The organism is Mycobacterium sp. (assembly GCF_965277065.1).
Lineage (GTDB): Bacteria > Actinomycetota > Actinomycetes > Mycobacteriales > Mycobacteriaceae > Mycobacterium.
Window position 1 is genome coordinate 329634 of record NZ_CBDIBT010000019.1, and the last position, 16578, is coordinate 346211.

11 protein-coding genes are annotated in these 16578 nt (G+C 63.5%); 9 read left to right on the plus strand and 2 right to left on the minus strand.

The features are described 5' to 3' along the window. Positions 1-153 precede the first annotated feature (153 nt). The 6 genes from ACQY5A_RS18720 (at position 154) to ACQY5A_RS18745 (ending at position 7570) form a co-directional block, all read left to right on the plus strand. Positions 154-1002, plus strand: coding sequence for a hypothetical protein (locus ACQY5A_RS18720; protein ID WP_428341833.1), 849 nt, complete (start codon positions 154-156; stop codon positions 1000-1002). A gap of 14 nt (positions 1003-1016) precedes the next feature. Next, positions 1017-1652: a methyltransferase family protein gene (locus ACQY5A_RS18725; protein WP_428341834.1), complete on the plus strand. Its 636-nt coding sequence runs from the start codon at positions 1017-1019 to the stop codon at positions 1650-1652. Then, positions 1652-4315, plus strand: coding sequence for a PEP/pyruvate-binding domain-containing protein (locus ACQY5A_RS18730; RefSeq protein ID WP_428341835.1), 2664 nt, complete (start codon positions 1652-1654; stop codon positions 4313-4315). Before ACQY5A_RS18725 ends, ACQY5A_RS18730 begins: the two co-directional genes overlap by 1 nt. A gap of 664 nt (positions 4316-4979) precedes the next feature. Next, complete coding sequence (locus ACQY5A_RS18735) at positions 4980-5513, plus strand: cytochrome P450 (protein ID WP_428343233.1); 534 nt, start codon at positions 4980-4982, stop codon at positions 5511-5513. Further along, a complete protein-coding gene (locus tag ACQY5A_RS18740) occupies positions 5510-6400 on the plus strand; it encodes a hypothetical protein (protein WP_428341836.1) in 891 nt (296 codons plus the stop codon). Before ACQY5A_RS18735 ends, ACQY5A_RS18740 begins: the two co-directional genes overlap by 4 nt. A 9-nt stretch (positions 6401-6409) precedes the next feature. Then, positions 6410-7570, plus strand: a complete 1161-nt coding sequence (locus ACQY5A_RS18745) for a ketoacyl-ACP synthase III family protein (RefSeq protein WP_428341838.1) — start codon at positions 6410-6412, stop codon at positions 7568-7570. Here ACQY5A_RS18745 and ACQY5A_RS18750 read toward each other — a convergent pair. Both ACQY5A_RS18750 and ACQY5A_RS18755 read right to left on the minus strand, forming a co-directional pair. Next, complete coding sequence (locus ACQY5A_RS18750) at positions 7567-9939, minus strand: MMPL family transporter (RefSeq protein WP_428341839.1); 2373 nt, start codon at positions 9937-9939, stop codon at positions 7567-7569. The genes ACQY5A_RS18745 and ACQY5A_RS18750 overlap by 4 nt on opposite strands. Next, positions 9936-10169 (minus strand): hypothetical protein, encoded by a 234-nt coding sequence (locus tag ACQY5A_RS18755; RefSeq protein ID WP_428341840.1) that lies wholly within the window; start codon positions 10167-10169, stop codon positions 9936-9938. Before ACQY5A_RS18755 ends, ACQY5A_RS18750 begins: the two co-directional genes overlap by 4 nt. A 351-nt stretch (positions 10170-10520) precedes the next feature. Between ACQY5A_RS18755 and ACQY5A_RS18760 the strand changes: the two genes are divergently transcribed. From ACQY5A_RS18760 to ACQY5A_RS18770, 3 genes are all read left to right on the plus strand, one after another. Continuing rightward, the gene (locus ACQY5A_RS18760; protein ID WP_428341841.1) at positions 10521-13715 is read left to right on the plus strand and encodes an AAA family ATPase; all 3195 of its coding nucleotides are present in this window, start codon (positions 10521-10523) and stop codon (positions 13713-13715) included. Positions 13716-13929: 214 nt separating this feature from the next. Continuing rightward, a complete protein-coding gene (locus tag ACQY5A_RS18765) occupies positions 13930-15255 on the plus strand; it encodes a cytochrome P450 (RefSeq protein ID WP_428341842.1) in 1326 nt (441 codons plus the stop codon). 6 nt (positions 15256-15261) lie between these two features. Then, a complete protein-coding gene (locus tag ACQY5A_RS18770) occupies positions 15262-16578 on the plus strand; it encodes an acyltransferase (protein ID WP_428341843.1) in 1317 nt (438 codons plus the stop codon).

Sequence of the window (16578 nt, forward strand, 5' to 3'; positions counted from 1 at the left end):
CGGCTCAGTAGTACCGCGACCCAACGGGCGCGATTGCAGTAGGGCTCTACTGGGCTCCTCCACCCGAATGCGGGTGACGATCCTCATTGCAGAGGGCAACACCGAACCCGGTGCAGGGGGTCGGAGACCGCCCTAAGAGTGGAGGAGGCAACGATGCAGCTACTCGCACCGATTGCGCCTCGGGTGATTCCCGGACGCACGATCGACATCCTGGACCTTGCGCCAGACCACGGCATCTCGCGCGGGTTTGCCCGCGTTGACCCAGACGACCCCGACGTGTTCGACCATCCACTCGACCACGTGCCCGGCATGCTGCTCGCGGTGGCCAGTCTTGAACTGGCGGAGCATGCTTCGATGCTGGAACCGGACAAAGTATCCTTCCGTCTCACCTTCGCCAAGTTCTGTGAGCTCCTCGCACCAGCAGAGGTGACAGCCAGCCGGGAGGGCGGTGGAACCAGCCGGATCGATGTCATCCAGTCTGGCCGCACGATCGCGCACGGGTTGCTGACGCGACGCGGTACCCAGCCGCTCACGGGCCTTACCGCGGTGCCTGCACTTGGAATCGGATCGATCTCAAGGGAACTGGTGCACCGGACCAGCCCACGCAACATCGCGGTCGGTCCCCTCACTGTCGAAGGCGGGCGCGTTTGGACCCGGGTACGTGAGCAGTGCGCCATCGGCGGATTGCCACCGCGGGCCGGCGCGGTCGCGTCCATTCTCGAGGCTGCCCGCCAGTTCGCCATCGCAATTCTGCACCGGTGGGGTGAGCACCCGTTGGGGATAAAGATGATTTTCGTTGGGCTCACCGCGGAAGTGCCCACTGCAGTACCGCCGGGTCCCGTAACACGGGCGTTGTCATGGCAAGTCACTCCGCCCGAGCAGACTCGCAAACTCCTCATCGACGTGCACGCGGTAGGTGAGCGGGCAAGCAAAGTCGGCTCGATTCTCATAGCGATCCGATGCGTTGACGCAGACGAATACGCGCAACTGCGCGCCGGCTAGCAGGAGCGATCCACGTGAGGCTGGCCATGGCTGATCGGGTCACCACCTACTTTCTTCGCCTGCTGCTGACGCTGACAGTCGTCGCGCTCACAGGCGCGGTGGCGGCCCACGTTCTTGACGGGCGCTTCGCTGCGGCGGGATTCGTCGTCGCATATCTCGCGTGGATGCTGTCCGAAGCACGAATCACCGCCGGCACACCAAGTCAGTCGGCCGCGGAGAATCGCACCCTCGTTTGTTACGCAGGGGCGCGGGTCACTACTGCTCTCACGGCCGCATACGCCGACCCGGTGGTGTCCGTCGAGGTCGGAATCGTGCTGGCGGGGGTATTCCTTGCGGGCGTGACATTACGCGCGTGGGCGATCCGCGAACTCGGCGCTCGCTATTCGCACCGGGTGGTCCGGATCTCCGATCGCAGCGTGATGTCTTCCGGTCCTTACCGCGTGCTGCGTCATCCTGCTTATGCCGGAATGTTGCTCGCCAACGCCGGCTTCGTCGGTTACTTCGCCAGTCCTACGAGTATCGCGGGATTGGCTCTGCTCGCGGCCGCGATCCTTTGGCGCATCAGGGTCGAAGAAGGCGTTCTCTTCAGTTCATCCGAATATCGCGAATTCGCCAGCAGCCGAGGCCGTCTCCTGCCCGGAGTGTGGTGATGATCAAAATCCTTGATGCACCCGCCGAACTGGCCGACGCCAGTCTGGTGGGGCATAAGTTCGCGCGCCAGCAACGGCTACGTGATGCTGGGTTTGCGGTCCCATCGTTCTTCTGCATCGTCATCGAGACTCCGTGGACAGCCATTGCCGACGTGGTTGGCACTTTTCCGGGCGTCGGCGCCGGCGTCGAGCGACTGACCGAATGGGCCGAGACGGCTCGCAGCGCTGCCGAACGTGTCTCTCTCACACCGGAAACGCAAACCGCGATCCTGGACCAATACGTCGGCCTCGGCTCGCACGACGTCGCTGTTCGCGCATGCGTAGTCGGGCGGGACGGGCAGCCGGGCGAAGACGACGCCGCCGACCCGTTCGCGGGGCTCACCGATAGTTACCTCTACGTCGGCGCCAGCGCGCTGATCGACAGGATTTCGGCCTGCGCGGCATCGCTTTTCAGCGTCAGATCGGTCCTTTACCGCGCGCAGCGGGGAATCGATCCCCGCGTCCTCAGCGTGTGCGTGGGCATTCAGCAAATGATGGATGGCCGACGCTCGTTTGTCGCATTCACGCACGACCCGACAACTGGGGCCAGAGGGACTGTGATCGCGGCGGTCTACGGCATCGGGGAAGGCGCGGTGGCTGAACGCGCCGACATCGACCACTTCTTCGTGCGCGCAGGCGGAATCGAGCGGCGCATCTCGCACAAAGAACGAATGCTTTGCCGAGCGCCCACCGGTGGCGTGGCCGCATATCCCGTGCCCGACGAGCTGGCCGACAAACCGGTGCTTTCCGATACCCAAATCGACCAGATCGCGGCATTGGCAGAATCGACCGAGCAGCTCTTCTGCGGCCCCCAGGACATAGAGGGCGTCATCACCGCGGACTCCGCGATCCACCTGGTTCAGGCACGACCCGCCGCGCGGCCACGAACGGTGGGGCCGTCCGTCGAGTGGACGAATCACAATCTGACCGAGAGCTTTCCGGGTGTGACCACCGCCATGACGTACTCGCACGCGCGAACTTTCTACCGCATGAGTTTTCGGCACTTCTATCGCATCGTCGGCGTTCCCGACAGCCGACTGCGGAGTCGTGAGCACCAACTCCGCCGCATGATCGGCTACCTTGACGGCCGTGCTTACTATCGCCTAGATGCGTGGTACGCACTGCACAGTCAGATCCCCGGTTGGGACGTCCTTCGCCCGCTCTGGGAGCAATTGCTCGGACTGCAGCCACACAACCCAGTCCCCCGCGTAGCGCTGGACCGCCGTGCAATCGCGGGTCTACTCGCGCGGTCACCGCGACTGATCTGGGCCGCCGCCCGTTTCCCCCGCCAGCTGCGAAGTTTCTTGACCTGGTGGGACGACCAGCACGTAGCCAGGATGGAGCTCTCGCAACTACCAGCCGAAGATGTCGTCGCCCTTTACCGGAAAGTGTGGTCGGAAGCCGAACACCGCTGGGGCGTAACGATTTTAGCCGGCTACCTGGGGCTTGCCGGATATGCCGCGGCCACATTGCTCGCCCAGCGGTGGACGAAGATCGCTGAGGTCAACCCCCCTGCGCTGCTACCCGGGGGAACACCGAACCGGACGTTGGAATCGGTGCATTCCACCGTGGCGCTCGCCGAGCAGATCAACGCTATCCCCGAATTGTCGCAGCGCGTGCTGGCCGCCAACGCACGTGAAACGTGGGACCAGATCGCAATTGGCGTGTACGGCGGCAAGCTGGCCGCCGACGCCAAAACGCACCTTCGGAAGTTCGGCGATCGCGCGATGAACGACCTCAAGATCGAGGAACCTACGCCGCGTCAAAAACCCGAAATGCTTATCGAGTCCTTGCGGCCGTTCGTCTCGGCGGGAACGACGATGCGGCAAACACTGCTTCGAGAATCGACCGCAGCAACAAACGCGCTTGATGAATTGCGCAGGATCTGCCCATCCAGATGGCGGCGCGCCATCCTCGACATCGCGCTGCGCGCCGGACGGTTCCTCTTTCGGGCTCGCGAGGATACGCGGTTTTGCCGCACCCAGCTGTATGGCTTCTCGCGGGAAGCCATGAGCCGCCTCGGATCCGATTTGGCTGCCGCCGGCTGCCTGGATTCAGCCGATGACTACGTCCATCTGGAAGCCGAGGAGTTGCTGAGCGCGTTCGATGGCACCTCGACCCACGTCGATCTCCGCCGCTTGGCCCGAGCACGGAAACACGCTTACCTACAGTCACGCAGTCGTCCGTCGCTTGCCGCCCATTTCACGACCGCGCCACTGCCGATCGATGTCGCCAGTCTTCGGCTCAAGGCTGCACACCACCCGGCGGCCGGAGACTCCAGCACCGTGCTGGTAGGTCTGCCGTCAAGCGCTGGGACCGCCCGTGGTTACGCGAAATTGGTGCTGCGCCCCGATGTCAGTCCCAACGATTGCGCTGGGCGAATTCTCGTCGCCCGCGAGACCGATCCCGGCTGGCTACCACTTATGCTCAACGCCGCGGGACTCGTTGTCGAGCGTGGCAGCATGATCTCCCACACCGCCATAACAGGCCGGATGCTCGGCATCCCAACCGTAGTGGCGGTTCCTGGGGCGACCGCCGCAATATCCGACGGCGACGATATCGAAGTCAACGGCCGGTCCGGCACCGTTCGCAATTTCCACCGGAACTCACGAAAAGAACGGTGACACCATGCGATTCCCACTTGATCCCGGTCCGGGCACATCGCTGCCCCCGGAAGATGTCGAGCTCTTTCGCAGACAGCCCACCCTCGATGTCGAGTTGGCCGACGGCACAGCGGCCATCGCCGTAACCCGACAGTGCGACGTACGAACCGTATTGAGCGACAATGTCTTTAGCCGCGCGCCGTTCCACTTGCGAAAGCTATGCGCGCGCTCTGACTTTCCACTCGCACTAGCCACCAGCGATGCGCCGATTCACACCCTTCGGCGCCGCGCGATCCAGGGGTGGTTCACAACGCGAAGGGCTGAAAAAGCCCGGCCGCTCATCGAACTCGTCGCCGGTCAGCTCATCGACGACCTGCTCGCCGCCGGACCACCCGCAGACATCTACGCGCGGTTCTGCCGCCCCTTCCCGAACCTCGTACATATGAACCTGCTCGGCCTGGACACCGCTGATCTGCCTTACCTTGCCCCGCGGATAGCCGTTGCGTGGTCGTCCGGTGATGACCGCAGTGACGAGGTCGACAAGGCAATACTCGACTTGCGCGAATACTTTGAACGTCAGGTGATTCGGTCGCGGCGCGGCGGCACCGCTGGCGAATTGATCGACGCATTGGTACACGACGAGTCCGCGGGCAGACTTACCGACGCAGAGATCGTCATGCTCACCATGGGTCTGCTCATATCGGGTGCAGAGACGACCAGCAATCACCTCGCGTTGGGGCTCATCGAGGTACTTCAGCAGTGCGGGCTGCCGGATGCACTTCGCCGGAACCCGGGCCAGATCCCATCCGCGGTCGAAGAACTGCTCCGCTGGGTGTGGTTCGGCGGCACAGCTGGCGGCACGGCTGGGCAGGCACACATCGCTACCGAAGACGTGAAGCTGCACGACCGCCTGATCTCGAAAGGCGAAGTCGTCATACCGATAATTGACGTCGCCAATCGCGATCCCGATGTGTTTTCCAAGGCCGACGAGTTTTGTCCGCAACGGAACCCAAACCCGCACCTTGGATTTGGCCACGGTCGGCACCGGTGCGTCGGAATGGCTTTCGCACGGATCGAACTCCAAGTTGGCTTGCGAGTCATGCTGTCTCGACTGGACGGGCTAGCTCTTGTCGCGGACTCCGAAATCTGTTGGTGTACAGGCGTGTTCACACGCGGGGTGAGGAGCCTGCGGGTGACATGGCGAGGAGACGGGAAATGACTACTGCTACTGCTGGCATCTCCCACTTCGTGCTCGACCGGTACCCTCCGATCCTGTCGAGCGTGTACGCTCTAGCGTTCGGCGCCGGTGGTATCGGTCTATTTGACGCGCTCACTGGGAAACACATTGCCGCTAGCGCGATTCCGATGCTGGGGATAGTCGTTGCGACCATATTCGCCGACTTGCTGATCATGCGAATCCTCGATGACATCCGTGACCGGGATTACGACCGGGTAGCCAACCCACAACGCGCAGTTGCGTCCGGAGCCGTTGCGCTGCGGGACCTGTCCACGCTTACGGCAGTGTGCGTGACGGTCATTGTCGTCGCGAACCTGTCCTTCCACACCGGAATGGCCATCGTCGTCAGTCAGCTCCTGTACACCGCGGCGCTGATGGCTGCCGGGCAGCGATTCCCGGCCACTCGCGGCGACAATCTCGTTCTGAACGTACTCCTCAGCTTTCCAATTCAACTGCTGCTGTATGTGTACCTGCTCGCGGCCTTTACCAAGATCGGGGACGGTGCGCCGTCCGCGATCGCTTCTGGACTGGGAATCGTGATCTTGACACTGTGCGCCAGCCAGGTCGAGTTCGGGAAAAAGCTTGTCCGCCGCCCCGCCGCAGGAGAACGAAGCTACACCAATTCGCTTGGCTACCAGATAACTTCATTGCTGACGATTGGCACCGGACCGTTCGCTGTGGCGTTGTTCGGTCTTGCCGCGCCGGTTTCGCCGCCATCCAAGCTACTCGTCGCGCTGCCCGCTGTCGGAGTTGCCGGATTCGCCATCGTGTACCTCCGTCGCAAGGACAACCGATGGCCCGCAGCGGTGTCAACCCTCGGTCTGTTGGGCACGCTCATCGCCTTCGCCGTCGTCGGCGCAGTTGGCTAGAAGGCCACCATGCGACTGTCGAACTTCTTCATCGAATCGATCGGACTCTACCTGCCGGAGTCTTACAGCACCGAGTCTGCGGTAGTCGACGGCTGCCTCGATGCCGATACCCGCGAGAAGACCGGCTGGACCGGCACGGCCGTGGCAGGCGACATCTCTGCGCCTGACATGGCGGTGATCGCCACCAAAGAGGCACTTTCGCGATCCCGCTACGGCGGGAAAGACTTGGCACTGATCCTCTACGGTGGCAGCGGGGTTCAGGGGATTCCCGGGTGGCCTGCGCATCACTACGTGCAGCGCGAAGCCATCGGGGGGACCGCACCGGCTGTTGGGATCGAGGCCGGCTGCAATTCGACGCTTCTCGGGTTCTCACTCGCGGCCGGCTACCTCTCGCTGCTGTCCGCTCCCAAGGCCGCCTTGATCGCCGGCGCCGACAATTGGGGTTCGCCCGAATTCGACCGGTATGGGTACGCGGCCGGCGCGACGGATCGCGGGTCCGTCCTCGGCGACGCAGCGAGTGCGGTCATCGTCTCCACCGAAACCGGATTCGCCAGGGTGGAGTCTTTGGTGAACGCGAGCCTTCCCGAGTTCGAGGAAATGTTCAGGCTTCCTGGACCGCTGTTTCCGCTGCGCTTCGACTGGGCCACGGCGGCAGACGTCGCCGCGCGGACACGAAGTTTCATCAAGCGTTATCCCGAGAAGTTGCCGAAAATGATGTGTGATTTCCTCTGCACACGGCGCGATCTGATCGACAACGCGCTCGCCGACGCCGACATCGGCATGTCCGACGTGCAGCGGGTGACGCACGTCTTCTCTGGAACCAGCGGGTATATCGAGGCGCTCCTCGCGCCGTTCGGAAGACCTTGGGAGACGGGGATGCTCGATTACGGCCGCGGCCTCGGCCACTTGTCAGTATCCGACCATCCCGCTGCGCTCACTCACCTCGTCGTCACCGGCCAGATCGGCGTCGGCGACCGAGTCCTCATGGTGAACAACGGCGCAGGGATGTCTCTCACCATCGCGGTGGTCCGGATCGAAAGTATGCCGCGGTGGCCACAGATCGTGCGTCACCGTACGGTCCGCAGGATCGGAGGAACCTGGCATGGACACCATCGCAACCGCGCAGAAGTTCCTCAGCAGGTTTCCTTTGCGACAGCGATGGATGGTTAGGGCGACAGTATCGAGATTCGCCCACGACCGTGCTCTGTCGCGGCCGGGCGCGGAGGACGCCGTCGCCAATGAGGCGCCCACCAGTTCGCACGACCCATCAGCCTCATCGCAGCGGGCATGAGTACTGCACGAATGAGCGTGGCGTCGAACAAGATTGCCAGCGTCAACCCGAGGCCAAGCGACTTGATGAACGACACCTGAGAGGTGGCCATCGCGATGAACACTATTGACATCATCAGTGCCGCCGCCGTGACGATGGGGCCAACGCGTTGCAGCCCGGACATCACCGCAAGGTTGGTGTCGCCGTGCGCGCGATACTCCTCCGTGATTCGCGACAATAGGAACACTTCGTAGTCCATGGACAACCCAAACGTCAGACAGATGATGAGGATCGGCGTCGGTGTCGGCAAGGTCCCGGTGACCGTGAAATCTCCCCCCAGCCACTTGAGGTGACCCTCCTGGAAGATGAAAACCATCGCGCCAAGTGTCGCGGACAGGCTGATTATGTTCAGTAGCAGCGCCTTCAACGGCAGTACGACGCTTCCGGTGAACGCGAACAGCACGCCGAACATCGCCACTGCAATAAGAGCAGCGGCCAGCGGAATTCGTTCTAAAAGAGCATCTTTGGTATCGAAGTTTTCTGCAGTGAGTCCGCCGACATGTACGGTACCCGGAGATGGGGTTCGACGTACCTGATCAAGCAGGCGGTGGGCCGCATCGCTATAAGGATCAACATCCGGGACGACCGTCAGATAGGGGCCGTCGGCGTGGGGTACCGGCTTCTCGCCGACGTGCCGCCCGTTGACATAGTTCGCCGTTGCCAGCTTGACGGCTGCGACGTGCGGCAACCGTGACAGCGCCATGGCGTATGGATCGAGCTGATCCGCGTCCGCGGAAGCTTCCAGGATCACATCCATCGCGGCGGTCGCTTGCGCGGGGAATTGGGCGCGGACAACGTCTCCGACACTTCGGCTTTCGATCGTTGTCGGAAGCGACCGGTCGTCTGGAAAGTTCAAGCGGATGGCACTGAAAGGTGCCGCAAGCACCAGCGCCAGGATCAGAACCGCGCCCCCCATCACTACCGGCCTACGCATAACCAGCCGTGAACTACGGAACCAAAACCCGTCTTCCTCAGCCCGCGTTCCGGCAGGCGCGCGACGACCAAACAGCCGTCGAATCGCCCGGCCAACGTTGAGCGAGTCGATTCGGGGGCCGAGGATTCGCAACATGGCAGGCGTGACCACAAGTGCGCATCCGGTCGCCAGCAGTATCACACCGACGCACGCATAGGCGATCGACCGGAGGAACATCATCGGGAAGACAAGCAAAGCAAGCACCGACAGCGTGACCGTGGTGGCAGAGAACACGACTGTGCGGCCGGCGGTTCGAACCGACTCGATGATCGCATCATCGAGGGTTTCAGCCCGAGTCCTCTCCTCCCGGAATCTGGTCAGCACCAAGAGGCTGTAGTCGATCGCGAGAGCGAGACCGAGGATCGTCGTCACGTTGAGCGCGTAGTTGGACACCGGGGTGATATCCGACATCAACGCCAGCAGGCCTAGTGAACCCACAATCGACAGCACACCGATTACGAGGGGCAAACCGGCCGCGACGAGACTGCCGAACACCAGCGTCATCAGTAGCAGGATCACCGGCAGCGCGATCGCTTCACTGATGCCCAGGTCGTGGTTGAGCTGATCGGTCACGTCCACGTAGCTGACCACTTCACCGCCCAGTTCGAGCTTCAGCGGACCCCGCTCGGTGTCGCGGTAGGTAGCGATGAGACGTCTGGCCGCCGCCTCGAACTCGCGCTCGTTGCCTTCGACGTGCGCCACGATCAGCGCCTTCGTCATGTCAGTGCTCCGGAGCAATTCGGACTTCCCCGGTCTCCAGTACGAATTGACCGTCGTGATACCGGGTGTGGCGGCAAGCTGTTGGGTAAGTGCCTGGCCGGCGGCGACCGCGTCCGGATCGTCGACCGACCCGCCGTCGGTGTTGGTCGCGAGAACCACCAGGTTCGGTTTACCGGCGTGGAAACGCTTCTCTAGCAAGGCAGCAGCACGCTGCGATTCAGAAGAAACGCTATAGAAGCCGCCGCCTGACAGGTGCTCGCTGATCCCCGACCCATAGCCAAGTGCGGCAATCATGAGCACCAGGGTCGCGGTGAGAACCGCTTTAGGCCGAGCTACGGCTAGTCGTGCAAGCCGCTCTAACCATGTCTGCCTTTTCTTGCGTCGGCGACCACTTGCGTGGCGGTGCGAAACAGCGCGCTGGCCGCGGAATGCCGGACCGTTTGCGCCGAGCACGGGACTAGAAGCCCCCGCGCGTCGTTGCATGTCCCGATCCGTATCGGCAGCGTGCAAGCTCATGGCTTGTCCTGGCCCCGTGCCCAACAGGCCACTACGCCGTGTACGTCCTCTTGCGAACCCGTGACCTGTCGAATGACCCGCAGACTCGGGTCGTAGTGCGTTGCGACCCAACCGATGCCGCGTTCGTAGTCGACCCGCACAAGGGTGCCGTCGGTGGCCCGTACGTGACCGGTCGCGTGTGGGGCGATCCTCGTCATCGCGCCGTCACGATTAGCGATTCGTGTGATCATCGTCGTTCCTCTACCTGTGTCGTCACGCAACGACGGGCAACGCCGTGGTTGTCGCGCTTCGCGATAGAAATCGTCACCCGAGCGCTGTGCGGCGAGCGCAGTAGCGCACTACTGCAATCTCGTTCGGTTCGGCGCGGATGACTGAGTCGCCCTCCTGGGCTCCGGCTTTGGTTCTGCCGTGGTGCCGATTCAGATCGCGATACTGAGCGGCGCCCGGAAGATCGGCAGCCTGCCGGGTAACGCGGCGTCATGGAAACGCCTAACGCCGGGTGATTCAGGCTGCTCTTTTCTGGTGAAGGCCCTATTGTTCGCAGTTGGAATAGTCCGGAATCTTGGATCGGTGGTGCGCAGGTGACGGTGAGCGTGACGTGCGGGTCATGCGGCACTGGCCTGCGGGAAAACGCAAGGTTCTGTGACGCGTGCGGGGCGCCCACTGCAGCGTCGGGTGATGCCGCGGAGTACAAACAGGTGACGGCGTTGTTCGCCGACGTGGTGCGATCGATGGACATCGCGGCCGCCGTGGACATCGAGCGGTTACGCGAGATCATGACCGAGCTGGTGGAGCGCTCGGCGGCGGTGGTGCAGCGCTGCGGCGGCGGGAGCGTGGAGTACACCGGCGACGGGTTGATGGCGCTGTTCGGGGCCCCGGTTGCGTTGGAGGATCACGCATTTCGGGCATGTCTCGCTGCATTGGCCATCCAAAAGGAAGCCGACCGGTTGGCCGCCGAAGTGCAGCGCCGCGATGGGGTGGCGCTGCGGTTGCGGGTGGGCCTGAATTCGGGCCGGGTGATCGCCGGAGAGATTGGGTCGGGGTCGCTGGGGTACGCCGCGACCGGGGAGCCGCTCGGGTTTGCGCAGCGGATGGAGTCGGTGGCGCCGCCGGGCGGGGTGATGCTGTCGGAGTCGACGGCGCGGCTGGTCGAACACACGGTGATGCTGGCTGAACCGGATTGGGTGCGCATCAAGGGAAGAGACGAACCGGTGCCTGCGCGCCGGCTGGTCGCGATCAGTCCACGAAATGGCCTCGTCGGGCGTGCCGACGTGGGCCTGGTCGGTCGAGGCTGGGAGATGGCGGCCTTGGACGCCATGGTGGACCGCACCATCGGTGGTCGCGGTGCTGTGGTGAATGTGGTGGGACCGCCAGGAATCGGCAAGAGCCGGGCCGCGCGGGAGGCCGCGGTGATGGCGGCCAGTCGCGGGGTCGAGGTGTTTTGGGCTTTTTGCGAATCCCATGCCGGCGAGATCCCCTTCCACGTCGTGGCCCAGCTACTGCGCGCGAGCACCGGTGTGGCCGACCTCGACGGCGAAGCCGCCCGAATGCGGGTGCGGACTCGGGTGCCCGAGGCTGACCCGCAAGATGTGCTGCTGCTCGATGATCTGCTCGGCATCGCCGACCCTGGCGTGGCGGTGCCACAGATCGACCCGGATGCGCGGCGGCGCCGGTTGACCGCGATGATCAACGCCGCGTCGCTGGCGCGCACCGAAGCGGCGCTCTACGTCATCGAGGATGCGCACTGGATCGATGCGGTCAGCGAGTCGATGCTGGCCGACTTCCTCACCGTCATTCCGCGCACCCCGTCGATGGTGCTGATCACCGCCCGCCCCGAATACCAGGGAGCGCTGACGCGGGTGCACGGCGCCCAGACGATAGCGCTTAGCCCACTAGGGGATTCGGACACTGCAGCGCTGATCGGTGAGCTGCTCGGTTCAGATCCCTCGGTGGCCGAGCTGGCAGCGATCATCGCCGAGCGGGCCGCTGGGAACCCGTTCTTCGCCGAGGAGATGGTGCGCGAGTTAGTGCAGCGCGGGGTGCTGGCCGGTGAGCACGGTGGCTATGTCTGTCGCGCGGATGTCGCCGAGGTGAGCGTGCCGGCCACGGTGCAGGCGGCCATCGCGGCGCGCATCGACCGGCTGGCCACCCGGGCCAAGCGGACGTTGAACGCGGCGTCGGTGATTGGAGTCCGCTTCGGGGCCGAGCTGCTCGCCGCGCTGGGCATCGATGCGGTGGTCGACGAACTGCTCAGCGAAGAGCTGATCGATCAGGTCCGGTTTACCCCGAAAGCCGAGTACGTCTTCCGCCATGCGCTGATTCGCGCCGTGGCCTACGAATCGCAGCTGAAATCCGATCGCGCAGAATGGCACCGGCGCCTAGCTGCCGCGATCCAAGAGTCTGAGCCGGGGTCGGTGGAGGAGAACGCAGCGCTGATTGCCGAACATCTGCAGGCCGCCGGCGAGCTGCAGGCGGCGTATGGGTGGCACATGCGCGCCTCCGCGTGGTCAGCCGACCGCGACGTCGGCGCCGCCCGGGTGAGCTGGGAGCGGGCACGCCGGATCGCCGACGCGCTACCGGCCGACGACCCCGGCCAATTGTCGATGCGTATCGCCCCCCGCACCATGCTGTGTGCGACCGCCTGGCAAGCCCGAGCAGTCCACGAAAGCCGGGGCCGCTTCGAAGAGCTGCGGGAGTTGTGCGGCGCGGCCGGGGACAAGGTCTCGCTGGCCATCGCCATGACCGGGGCGGCAACCGAGCTCATGTACGCCGGGCGCGCAATTGAGGGGTCGCGGCTGGCATCCGAACAGATGGCGCTGCTGGAGTCGATCGGCGATCCCAACTTGACCACTGGGCTGGCGTTCGTCGCGTTCGCCAACTGGTTCGAGAGCGGTGAATTCGGCGAGATCTTGCGGTGGTCGCAGACCGTCATCGACCTGGCCGCCGGCGACCCCACCAAGGGCGCCGGCTTCGGAATCGGATCGCCGCTGGCGATCGCGGTGGCATTTCGCGGCGTTGCCCGGTGGTGGCTGGGCCGTCCCGAATGGCGCCAAGACCTTCACGACGCCGTCGCGATGGCCCGAAACAGTGACCCAGCAACCCTCGGCGTTGTCCTTACCTGGACCTACGGTGTGGCGATTTGCTACGGGGTGCTTCGGGCCGACGACTCGGCGCTGCGCGCGATCGAGGAGGCGGTGCAGACCGCCCAAAGGGCCAGCAGCGACATCGCCGTGATCTTCGCGGAGTACACGTTGGGTGCCGAGCTGCTGTGTCGGGACGCCACGGCCGACCGTCACCGCGGGCTGGAGCTGATGATGCGGGCCCGCGAGTGGCAGCGCGAGCGTATGCCCTCCCTGGTCCCGGTCACCGAGTTGCCCGCCGGCCGTGAGAAGGCCAGGCATGACGACCGCGATGCTGCCATTGCGGTGATGTACAAAGCCCTCGACGAGCTGCACCAGGCAGGGCGGCTCGGGTATGTCGTTTGGGGCACCGACCTTCTGGTGGAGGCGCTGCTGGAGCGCGGCACTGAGGGCGACCGGGCTGAAGCCCAAGAGGCGTTCGACCGGCTGGCGAACCTGCCGGCAGACGACGGTTCGGCGATTCGCGAGATCACGCTGCTGCGGCTGCGCACGCTGCTAGCCCGCGCCCGCGGCGACGATGTTGCCTACCGGGACTTGGTGAGTCAATATCACGCGATGGCGGAATCCTTTGGCTTCGAGGGACATACAGCTTGGGCCGCGGCGATGATCGAGGGTCGGGGAATGGTCGGCGATTGACCATTCCCCGGACGTGTTGCCCCGAACATAACGATGCGGGATTTCAAAACCGCATCTGAGTACCCCGTGCCCATACCGGGCCAGATTGCAGTGGTGCAGTACTGCCGTCGTCCCTCAGCATGCGAGCGACGATTCCCTTGACCCGTGACTCGGCAATTGGGCACGAGATTCCAAGGAACGACGCCCTTGAGGGGACCCCATGACCTGTCCAGCCATGGCCAACGCCTACGAGACATCGACGCCGAACGGGTTGAGCCCGCCGCGGGTTCGCTTGCCGAAGCTCGTTCAGGGCATCATGTTGACTCTATTTCGCCGTGGGGCGATGCGGTATTGGATCAAGCGGCACGGACGCATCTTCGAGTTCAACGTCCCATTCTTTGGACGATGTGTCGCCATTTCCGACCCGGCTCTGGTGAGGGCGGTGTGTACCGCGGACGCGGAACGGTTGACCAATTATCAACTGAATCTGAGCAACTTTTTTGGCCCTGGGTCGATATTTGCGCTTGAAGGCAGTCGGCATCACGATCGGCGTCGGCTCCTCGCACCGGCTCTCCACGGTCGGAGTCTCAAGAATCACGAAGCGATTATTGCCGACGAGACACTGCGTGAGAGTGCGAATTGGTCTGAGAATAAAGAAATTCGGATTCTCGAACCGATGCACAGGATCACCTTGAACGTGATCTTGCGGACCATCTTCGGCGCTGACAGCGCCGAGCTGGAGGAACTGCGTGAGATCGTCAAACGTTTTACGAAACGCGGCTCGATCCTTGCGAGATTGATGCCGGCGCCGAAATTCCGAACCCGTTGCTACAGCCCGTGGAACAAGTTGGACAGGATCCGGGAGGACTTCGACCGCATCGTCTTGATGCTGATCGACCGGGCCAACGCCGATCCAGGACTCGGCGAGCGGACCGACATCCTCGCGCTGTTGCTGCGCAGCAGGTATGCCGATGGAACAGGGATGTCGCGGACAGACATCTGCGACGAACTTGTGACCCTTATTGGGGCCGGCCACGAAACCACTGCATCCGCACTTAGCTGGGCGTTCGAGCGGTTGCGGCGCCACCCAGACGTGCTTGCCGAACTGGTCGGCGAGGTCGACGCCGGAGGCAGCGACTTCCGTCGGGCGACGATCTTGGAGGTGCTGCGGGTTCGCACCATCATCGATTACCCCGGCAGACGGGTCAATGCACCGAACTTCGATCTGGGCGCGTGGCGAATTCCGCACAGCCGCAACGTGTTTGTGAGTCTTGCCGACCTGCACGAGAATCCGGCAGTCTTTCCTCACCCCGAACGTTTCGATCCGGACCGCTTCCGGGACACCAATCAGCCGCAACCCGCATGGCTGGCGTTCGGAAGCGGAGCACGCCGATGCATCGGATCTGAGTTCGCGATCGCCGAAATGGATATCGTGCTGCGGACAATATTGCAGAGTTTTCGGATCCACACTGATGCCGCCGCCGACGAGAAGTCGCATTTCCGGGGCGTCGCCTATGCCCCGAAATTTGGCGGCCGCGTCGTCGTCAGCCGCCGAAAGTAGCCCGCTATGTCGACCCAGCTGATCAGCCCGTTGCACCCGCAGCGACTCGAAATACGTTGCAACGTCGGTGACGTTGCTCTTTCGAACGTGGCGGTGCATCTGGTCTTCTTCTTCGAACGACGTCTAGACGCGGAGGCGCTCGCTGGCGCATTTGCGCACGCTCTTACCAGCCTTCCGATATTCGCGGGCCGAATCGCCATGGCCGGCGGCAAGATGCGAATCAGATGCAAAGGACAGGGCGTGCCCTTCACATCTACATCGTCCGGACGAGCACTCCGCGATGCGATCCGTTCGGTGCGGGAGGACGGCGGAGGCTGGCTCATCGATCCGGTGAACGGCGCTATGGCGCGTTGGGGATTCGGCCCGCTGTGCAAGGTACGTGTCACGCATCTTGCGGACAACGCGACCGCCATCGGTTTCTCATGGCATCACGCGATCGGTGACATGCAGACGGCGATGCATTTCATGAACGCGTGGACCGCCGCCGCGGCCGACAAGCCGCTGGCTGACCCGTTGATCGTCGCAGACCGCGCTGCCTACTTGGAAGCCCACCTCCCGTCTGATGGCGCTCGGGAGCCCGGGGTACGTTGCCTCGGATTGGCAGAGATTGCACGAAGCGCGCTTTACATGGCCAAGGATGCGCGAAAACAGCGGACTCTGAGTCTGTATTACGGCGAAGACGAAATCGCGCGCATGCGCGAGTATTACGGAAGCCGGATGCGATTGTCTGCGAACGACGTTGTGTGCGCACATGTTTCCGAGGCGCTCATGATCGCGGATCCCGCCGTGGATCGTCGCACCCTCGCGATCGCTGTGAATGTGCGGAATCAGTGTGGCCTGGATCCGATGCTGGTCGGAAATATCGTCACGGCGTTAAACGTCAACATACGACGCGGAGAGGAGGCACGTTCGATTGCCGAACGCATCCGCCATCACGTGGACAACTTTGCCGCCGAACACTGCGACATGCGCATCAACCAGAAGTTTCTGGACGCTGCAGGAACATGGCGGGGCGCTCGCTGCGTAGCGACGAGTTTCAACCCGGTCCAGTGGAATCCGCTTATCACGAACTGGACCGGATTCGGCGTTTATCGCATCCAGTTCGAAGGCGCCTTCACGGTTTACTGCGCGCCGGTGATGAACATTCCCTTTGCGGGAGTCGGCGTCTTGGTCGAAGGCTCCGATGGCGGACTGGTCTTTCAAATGACATTGCCGCACAACGACTGCGAGGCCATGTCGAGCCCCGCGATTCGAGAACACCTACACCGCTTCCGGCACGCAAACGACAACATTCCGCGACTGCACCACGAGGTCCACGACTGA

Coding starts and splice junctions, on each gene's coding strand:
- ACQY5A_RS18740 (WP_428341836.1), top strand. CDS start 5,510: ATGACTACTGCTACTGCTGGCATCTCCCACTTCGTGCTCGACCGGTAC.
- ACQY5A_RS18750 (WP_428341839.1), bottom strand. CDS start 9,939: ATGAGCTTGCACGCTGCCGATACGGATCGGGACATGCAACGACGCGCG.
- ACQY5A_RS18765 (WP_428341842.1), top strand. CDS start 13,930: ATGGCCAACGCCTACGAGACATCGACGCCGAACGGGTTGAGCCCGCCG.
- ACQY5A_RS18745 (WP_428341838.1), top strand. CDS start 6,410: ATGCGACTGTCGAACTTCTTCATCGAATCGATCGGACTCTACCTGCCG.
- ACQY5A_RS18720 (WP_428341833.1), top strand. CDS start 154: ATGCAGCTACTCGCACCGATTGCGCCTCGGGTGATTCCCGGACGCACG.
- ACQY5A_RS18770 (WP_428341843.1), top strand. CDS start 15,262: ATGTCGACCCAGCTGATCAGCCCGTTGCACCCGCAGCGACTCGAAATA.
- ACQY5A_RS18730 (WP_428341835.1), top strand. CDS start 1,652: ATGATCAAAATCCTTGATGCACCCGCCGAACTGGCCGACGCCAGTCTG.
- ACQY5A_RS18755 (WP_428341840.1), bottom strand. CDS start 10,169: ATGATCACACGAATCGCTAATCGTGACGGCGCGATGACGAGGATCGCC.
- ACQY5A_RS18735 (WP_428343233.1), top strand. CDS start 4,980: ATGGGTCTGCTCATATCGGGTGCAGAGACGACCAGCAATCACCTCGCG.